This is a genomic window from Streptomyces novaecaesareae (assembly GCF_000716875.1).
Lineage (GTDB): Bacteria > Actinomycetota > Actinomycetes > Streptomycetales > Streptomycetaceae > Kitasatospora > Kitasatospora novaecaesareae.
The window spans coordinates 22,080-28,541 of sequence record NZ_JNWQ01000089.1; the positions used below are offsets into that span (position 1 = coordinate 22,080).

Here is a 6,462-nt window from a genome sequence, read left to right on the forward strand (position 1 = left end):
ACGGGCTGCGGCGGTCGAGGACGTTGCGGGGGGCGGGGGCCTCCCGGTGGGCCGTGGGGGTGGCGCTGGCCGGGGCGCTGGTCGCCGTGTCCGGCTGCAGCGGTACGGACGGCGGCGGGCCGAGCAGGACCGGGCCGGCCGGCCCGACGGCCACCGCCGGAGTCGGAAGCGGCGCGGGAGCCGGAAGCGGCGCGGGAGTCGGAGCCGGAGCCGGAAGCAGCGCGGGTTCGGCCACCGGGCCCGGGGCCCTCGCCCAGCTCCCCGGACAGGCCTTCTACGTCTCCGACCAGACCAACGCCGCCCGGCAGATGACCGCACTGCGCGGCCAGGGCCGGACGGCCGAGGCGGACACGCTGGCGCGGATCGCCTCGCAGCCCTCCTCGCAGTGGCTCGGCGAGCAGGGCGCCAGGGAGATCGCCGAGCAGGTGAGCCGCCGGGCCGCCGAGACGGGCCGGACGGCGGTCTTCGTCGCGTACGACATCCCGCACCGGGACTGCGGCCAGTACTCGGCCGGCGGTGCCCCCGACGCGGCCTCCTACCGGGCCTGGATCACCGGTGTCGCGCAGGCCCTCGGTGACCGCCGGGCCTGGGTGGTGCTGGAGCCGGACGCCGTCGCACACACCTTGGACAACTGCGGGATCAAGGGCGGCCTGGCCGCCGAGCGGTACGGTCTGCTGTCGTTCGCCGTACAGGAGTTGAAGAAGCGTCCGAACATCCGGGTCTACCTGGACGCGGGCAATCCAGGCTGGGCGCAGGACCCGGAGGAACTGGCCGGCGCCCTGCGCAAGTCGGGCATCGCCGCGGCGGACGGCTTCGCGGTGAACGTCGCCAACTTCTACGACACCGACCGCAACGCGGCGTACGGTGCCCGGCTCTCGGAGGCCCTGGGCGGGAAGAACTTCGTCATCGACACCAGCCGCAGCGGCAACGGCGCGCTGGGCGGCGACTCCTGGTGCAACCCGCCCGGGCGCGCGCTCGGTGAGCCGCCGACCGCCGACACCGGTCGGCCCGGGGTGGACGCCTACCTGTGGATCAAGAACCCGGGGGAGTCGGACGGCGACTGCGGCCGCGGCGAGCCCCGGGCGGGCGAGTTCTGGCTGCCGTACGCGCTCGGGCTGGCGCAGTCGGCGCGCTGACGGCCGGGCCGTGACTCCTCACCCGGTGACTCCTCATTCGGCGGCTCCTCAGCCGGTGACCTGGATCCAGCGGGCGACCGACGGGGTGCCGGCGGTGTCCGTCAGGAAGAGCATGTACCAGCCCGGCGGCAGCAGGTTGGGGTTGCCGGGGAGGGCGAGCGAGACGCCGTCCGCCGTCCGCCCGGTGATGTCCAGGGCCACCGAGCGCTGCTCGACGTCCGTCACATGGGTGACCGAACTCGGCCGGATCAGCTTGGCGGTGGCGACCGCGTCCGGCCGGGAGGTGCCGACGGCGAGGGTGGCGCCGAGCTTCGCCGCCGACGGTGCGGGGCCCACCTGCGGGCGGTCGCCGTGGTACAGGTACGGCGGGGTGTAGATCTCGATGCGCTGCTCGAAGCCGCCCGGTTGGGTCTCGGCCTTGTCCGCGAAGAGCGGGTTGGAGCCGAGCACGGCGACCCTGCCGTCCGGCAGCAGCAGTGCCTCCGAGTGGTAGTTGCGGCCGACGGCCGGTTCGGCGGCGGTGCTGAAGCTGTTGGAGCCCGGGTGGTACACCTGCGCCTTGAGCAGGTCGCTGTCGCCGCGGCCGCGGTAGCCGCTGGAGCCGCCGGTGGTGAAGACGGTGTCGTCCGGGAGGATCACGCTGTTGAGGTAGCGGGTGCCGCCGGCCGGCAGGTCCGGGCCCGGGGTGAAGGCGGGATCGGCGGCGGAGAGGTCGACGATGTCGGTGCGGGCCGTGGACAGCGGTGACTCGCCGACACCGCCGCCGCCCAGCACCATCACCTTCTGCGCCTGCGCGGGCGGCAGCAGCACCGAGGAGGAGGTCTCGGTCAGGCCCGGGTCGCGCAGGCCGGGAACGGGCCGGAAGGCGTTGTTCGACAGGTCCCAGACGCCGGCCTCGCGGCCCCTGTCGGCAGGCCCGTAACCGGCGTTGGAACCGGAGTAGAAGAGCTTGCCGGAGGCGGTCAGGAAGATCGACGGGTAGGTCGGGAAGTAGCGCTCGGGCGCCGTGGACCAGGTCTTGCTCTTCGGGTCGTAGATCTCGTTGTCATTGCCGTTGAGGATCTCCCCGGTGTCGTCCAGGCCGGAGACGGTGACCACCCGGCCGTCGCCCAGCCCGGTCAGCGTCGGGTACCAGCGGGCGTGGGCCATGTCGGTGACCGGCTCGTACAGCTCGGTGTCCGGGTTGAACTCGAAGGCGGAGCGGATGCCCTGGTACTCCTGCTTGTCCAGGGTCAGCTTGTCGCTCTGCCCGTACAGGTTGTGGGCGTCGGTGCCGGTCAGGCCCTTGATCCGGTACTGGGCCGGGGAGCCCGCCACGTAGTCGGGGCCGGTGCCGACCGCCTCCACGAACACGTGCTGCTCGCCGGCGGTGACGACGGTCTGCTTGCCCGAGCCGCTCTTGGCCGCGGCCGGGACGGTCACCGGGGTGGTGCTGGCGTACTCGCGGCCGTTCGGGGCGACGAAGACGGTGCCTTTGGGGAAGGTCCGGTCGCGCTCCGGGCTCTCGTTGCGCACCCGCATGACACCGGCGGCCTTCTTCACCGCGCCGGCCAGCTTCTCGTACCGCTGGGTGCCGCCGGCCACCAGGACCCGGCCGTCCGGCAGCGAGGCGTGGCCGCCGCAGAACATGTCGGCCGGGGTGGGTATCAGCTTGTAGCTGTTCTTCGCCGGGTCCCAGAGCAGGCTCTTGAAGGTGCCCGCGTCGAACTGCTTCTCGTCGTTGCCGGAGCCGGCCACGATCAGGACCTTGCCGGTGCGCAGCAGGGTGGCGTGTACGGCGTTGACCCGGAACTCGGCGGGCAGCGTCAGGGTCTGCCAGTGGCCGTACTGCGCCTTGTACTCGGGGCGGTTGATCACGTAGTGGTGGTACTGCTGGGACGCGAAGCCGAGGACGGCCGGTGCGTTCATCCCGGCCACCGTCAGCGCGACGGTGCTGCCGAGGGCGAAGCGCTTGGTGCGGCCGGTCTTGTGGATCCTCACGGTGGTTGCTCCCTCAGTGGATGGGGGTGCCGCTCTCGGCCCGGTCGGGTGCGGGGAGGGTGAACGGTGGCTCCGCTGCTGCCCGTTGCGCCGGCTTTTGCTGCCCGGCGTGCCGTCCTGGCTGTGCGTGCTGCGCCGGCTGTGTGCCCGGTGCCTGTGCGTGCGGTGCCGTCCGGGGGGAGCGGGCGTGGCGCGGGTGGCGCTTCTCCAGGACGAGCTTCGGGGCCGTCGCCGGGCCGTCGGTGACGGCGAGGGTCGCGGTGGGCCGGGTGCGCCGGCGCCGGACGGCGTCACCGGCCAGGATCAGGACCGGCAGGAGGGTCAGCGCCAGGGCGATCCAGGCCCAGGTGCGCATCGCGGCGTGGTCGTAGCCGGTGACGTAGGAGGCGGCGATCGCGCCGCCGAACACCAGCGTCCAGAAGAGGTGGTAGCGGAAGGTGCCGAGGCGGTCGGTGCTGGCCGAGCGCCCCTTGGGCGTCACCTCGAAGCGGCTGCGGCGGCGGACCAGCGCCTGCAGCAGCGAGGCCGCGTAGATCGGGCCGCACAGCGCCGACATCGCCATGCCGGCCACCCCGGAGGAGCCGGCCGGCTCGTGCGGGCTCACGTTGTGCTTGCGGTTCCAGGTGTAGAGCAGCAGTTGGAGTGCGGCGGCGTCGCTGTAGAGCATCATCCAGATCTCGGAGGAGACGTGGACGCCCGAGGCGCCGAAGCCCAGGTAGAGCACGCTGGACAGGCCGCCGAGCAGCCAGGTCAGCGCGGCCATCGGGTAGAAGCCCACCATCAGCGAGTAGTTGAGCAGCCGGCCCGGCGAAAGCCGCCAGAGCACCCGCCAGTACTGGGTCAGCAGGGTCTCGTAGGTGCCCCGGCTCCAGCGCAGTTGCTGGGAGAAGAAGTCGGTCCAGGAGGACGGTCCTTCGCCGACCGCCAGTACGTCCGGGGTGTACACGGACTTCCAGGGCTCTCCGGTCTCCGGGTTCCGGCTCCGGTGGAACTCCAGACCGGTCGCCATGTCCTCCGTGATGGAGTCGTACAACCCGCCGATCGACTGGAGCGCGCGTATTCTGACCGCGTTGTTGGTGCCGACGAACATGGGCGCGCCGTAACGGTTTCCGGCGCGTTGGATGAGGGCGTGGAAGAGGTACTGCTGGCTCTCGGAGAATGTGGTGACGGCCGAGCCCGAGCTGCGGTAGTTCCCGTACACCTGGGGGCCGACCACGAATGCCACGTCGGGGTCGCGGAAGTAGCCGAGCATCCGCTCGCAGAAGTCGGGCAGCGGGACGTGGTCGGTGTCGACGGACACCCAGAAGTCGTAGTCGTCGCCGTGCGCCTGGAGCCAGGCGTTGTAGTTGCCGTGCTTGCTCCTGGCGCGGAACCGGCCCTTCGGGAGGTTCCAGTGCGGGCGGCCGGCGCGGCTGAAGTGGCGGACGCCCAGCTCGGCGCAGAGCTCCCGCATTGCAGAATCGTTTCCCTCGTCCAACAGCCAGACGTCGTACGGTCCTTCGTGCCGCACCGCACGGGCCGCGGCCAGCGTGGCCCGCACCATCTCCGGCGGCTCCTTGCCCGGCACGCAGGTGGTGAGGAACGCGACCCGGGTGCCCGGCTGTGGCGTCACGGGTATCGGATCGCGGGCGACCAGGGTGGCGTGGGTGTTGGAGACCACGTTGACCAGCCGGAACACCTCGACCACGGCGATGATCCCGATCATCACCTTGTCGCCGAGCAGCACCAGGGGGTTCGTCTCGTCGATCCGCTCCGGCCAGTGCTCCGGCAGCAGCAGCCAGATCAGCAGCACGGCCTCCACCACGGGGGCCGCCGTCAGCAGCAGGGCGGCGCGGATCCGGTGCGGCTCGCGGCGCAGCAGACTGCGGTACCGGACGCGGTAGGGGGCTGCCGGGGGCCCGGGCTGCGGATGCACTCCCGGGTCCGAGTGCGGCCGGTGGGCTGCAGATTCCGGCCAGTGAGCCGCCGGTTCCGGCCGGTAGACACCGCCGCCGAGGTCCTCGTCCTCGTCCGGGTCGTGGGCCGGACCGGCGAGACGGCTGAAGTGGGCGTAGTCGTACGGCGCCTCGGGCACGGGTAAGGAGCTCAGGGCGGCCTCGTCGAGCTGCCCGGCCCCTCGCCCGTGGGCCGTTCCGACGTCCTTTCGTCGTGAGAACGACGTGCTCATACGTGCTCCCCCCGGAGTTTCGCGCCTTGCTCCACTGCTCGGCCTCGTCGCGGAGTCATCGCCCGGACAGAACACAGCCCGGTGAACTGCGGCCATTCAGGCAGTCCACCGGGCTGTTCGGCACATGAAGTGTGCGACTGGTTCAGTTATGCGCCTGCACGGTGACTTCGGCTGCGGGATCCTGGTAGACGTCCCGGCTTCCCCTCCGGGCGCTCGAATCCACGACGTGTTCAACTCTCCCGGAGCGTCACGGTGATCGCAACCGTTCCGAGGAATGATCACCACTCAGGCATGAAGTTCCCATCGTTCCAGGCCATTCCGGCGCCCGCAGGTGATAGCGAGGCGAATTCCATCCACGTGCCCGAACTGTCCGGTGCGTGAGGCCCGTACCGAAGGGCGGCCACAGCGCTCGAAATGGCCGCCGAAGCGGTCATACCGGAGGAAGGAGGGTGGCGCCGGTCGCCGCCCGGACCTCGGCGAACCCCACACCCGGCGCCGTCTCCACCACACGCAGCCCCTCCGGCGTCACGTCGATCACCGCCAGCTCGGTGACGATCCGGTCCACAACGCCTCGACCCGTCGCGGGAAGTGACAGCTGCCCGACGATCTTCGGCGAGCCGTCCCGGGTGGTGTGCTCCATCACGACGATCAGCCGACGGGCCCCGTGCACCAGGTCCATCGCGCCGCCCATGCCCTTGACCATCCTGCCGGGGATCATCCAGTTCGCGAGGTCCCCGGCGGCCGACACCTGCATCGCGCCGAGCACCGAGACGTCGATCCGACCGGCCCGGACCATGCCGAAGGAGAAGGCCGAGTCGAAGTAGGAGGCACCGGCGGCGACCGTCACCGTCTCCTTCCCGGCGTTGATCAGATCGGCGTGCTCGGCGCCCTCCTCCGGGTACGGGCCGACGCCGAGGACGCCGTTCTCCGAGTGCAGCACCACCTCGACACCCGGCGGGAGGTGGTTGGGGATCAGGGTCGGCAGGCCGATGCCCAGGTTCACGTACTGGCCGTCACGCAACTCCCGTGCGGCGCGGGCGGCCAGGGCGTTGCGCGGGTCGAGGGCGGAGCTGGGGGCAGGGGTGGAGGTGGAGGTGGAGGTGGAGGTGGAGGGAGCGGCTGTCTCTTATACACATCTCCGAGCCCACGAGACAGGCAGAAATCTCGTATGCCGTCTTC

General features: G+C 71.3%; 4 protein-coding genes. 1 reads left to right on the forward strand and 3 read right to left on the reverse strand.

Annotation, left to right across the window (positions count from 1 at the left end; translation table 11 throughout):
* Window positions 1-53: 53 nt before the first annotated feature.
* Window positions 54-1,136: a glycoside hydrolase family 6 protein gene (locus tag OP86_RS27255; RefSeq protein WP_234435061.1), complete on the forward strand. Its 1,083-nt coding sequence runs from the start codon at window positions 54-56 to the stop codon at window positions 1,134-1,136.
* A gap of 48 nt (window positions 1,137-1,184) precedes the next feature.
* On the opposite strand, the gene glxA is transcribed toward OP86_RS27255, so the two are convergent.
* The 3 genes from glxA to OP86_RS27270 all read right to left on the reverse strand — a co-directional run bounded on the left by glxA (window position 1,185) and on the right by OP86_RS27270 (window position 6,328).
* Complete coding sequence (gene glxA / locus OP86_RS27260; RefSeq protein ID WP_030060586.1) at window positions 1,185-3,116, reverse strand: radical copper oxidase GlxA; 1,932 nt, start codon at window positions 3,114-3,116, stop codon at window positions 1,185-1,187.
* 13 nt (window positions 3,117-3,129) lie between these two features.
* Window positions 3,130-5,283 carry a glycosyltransferase family 2 protein gene (locus OP86_RS27265; RefSeq protein WP_078589290.1) on the reverse strand — a complete coding sequence of 718 codons (2,154 nt, stop codon included), beginning with the start codon at window positions 5,281-5,283 and terminating at the stop codon, window positions 3,130-3,132.
* A gap of 430 nt (window positions 5,284-5,713) precedes the next feature.
* Entirely contained in the window at window positions 5,714-6,328 is a 615-nt protein-coding gene (locus tag OP86_RS27270) for a 3-oxoacid CoA-transferase subunit B (protein ID WP_030060588.1), read from the reverse strand.
* Window positions 6,329-6,462: the final 134 nt, after the last annotated feature.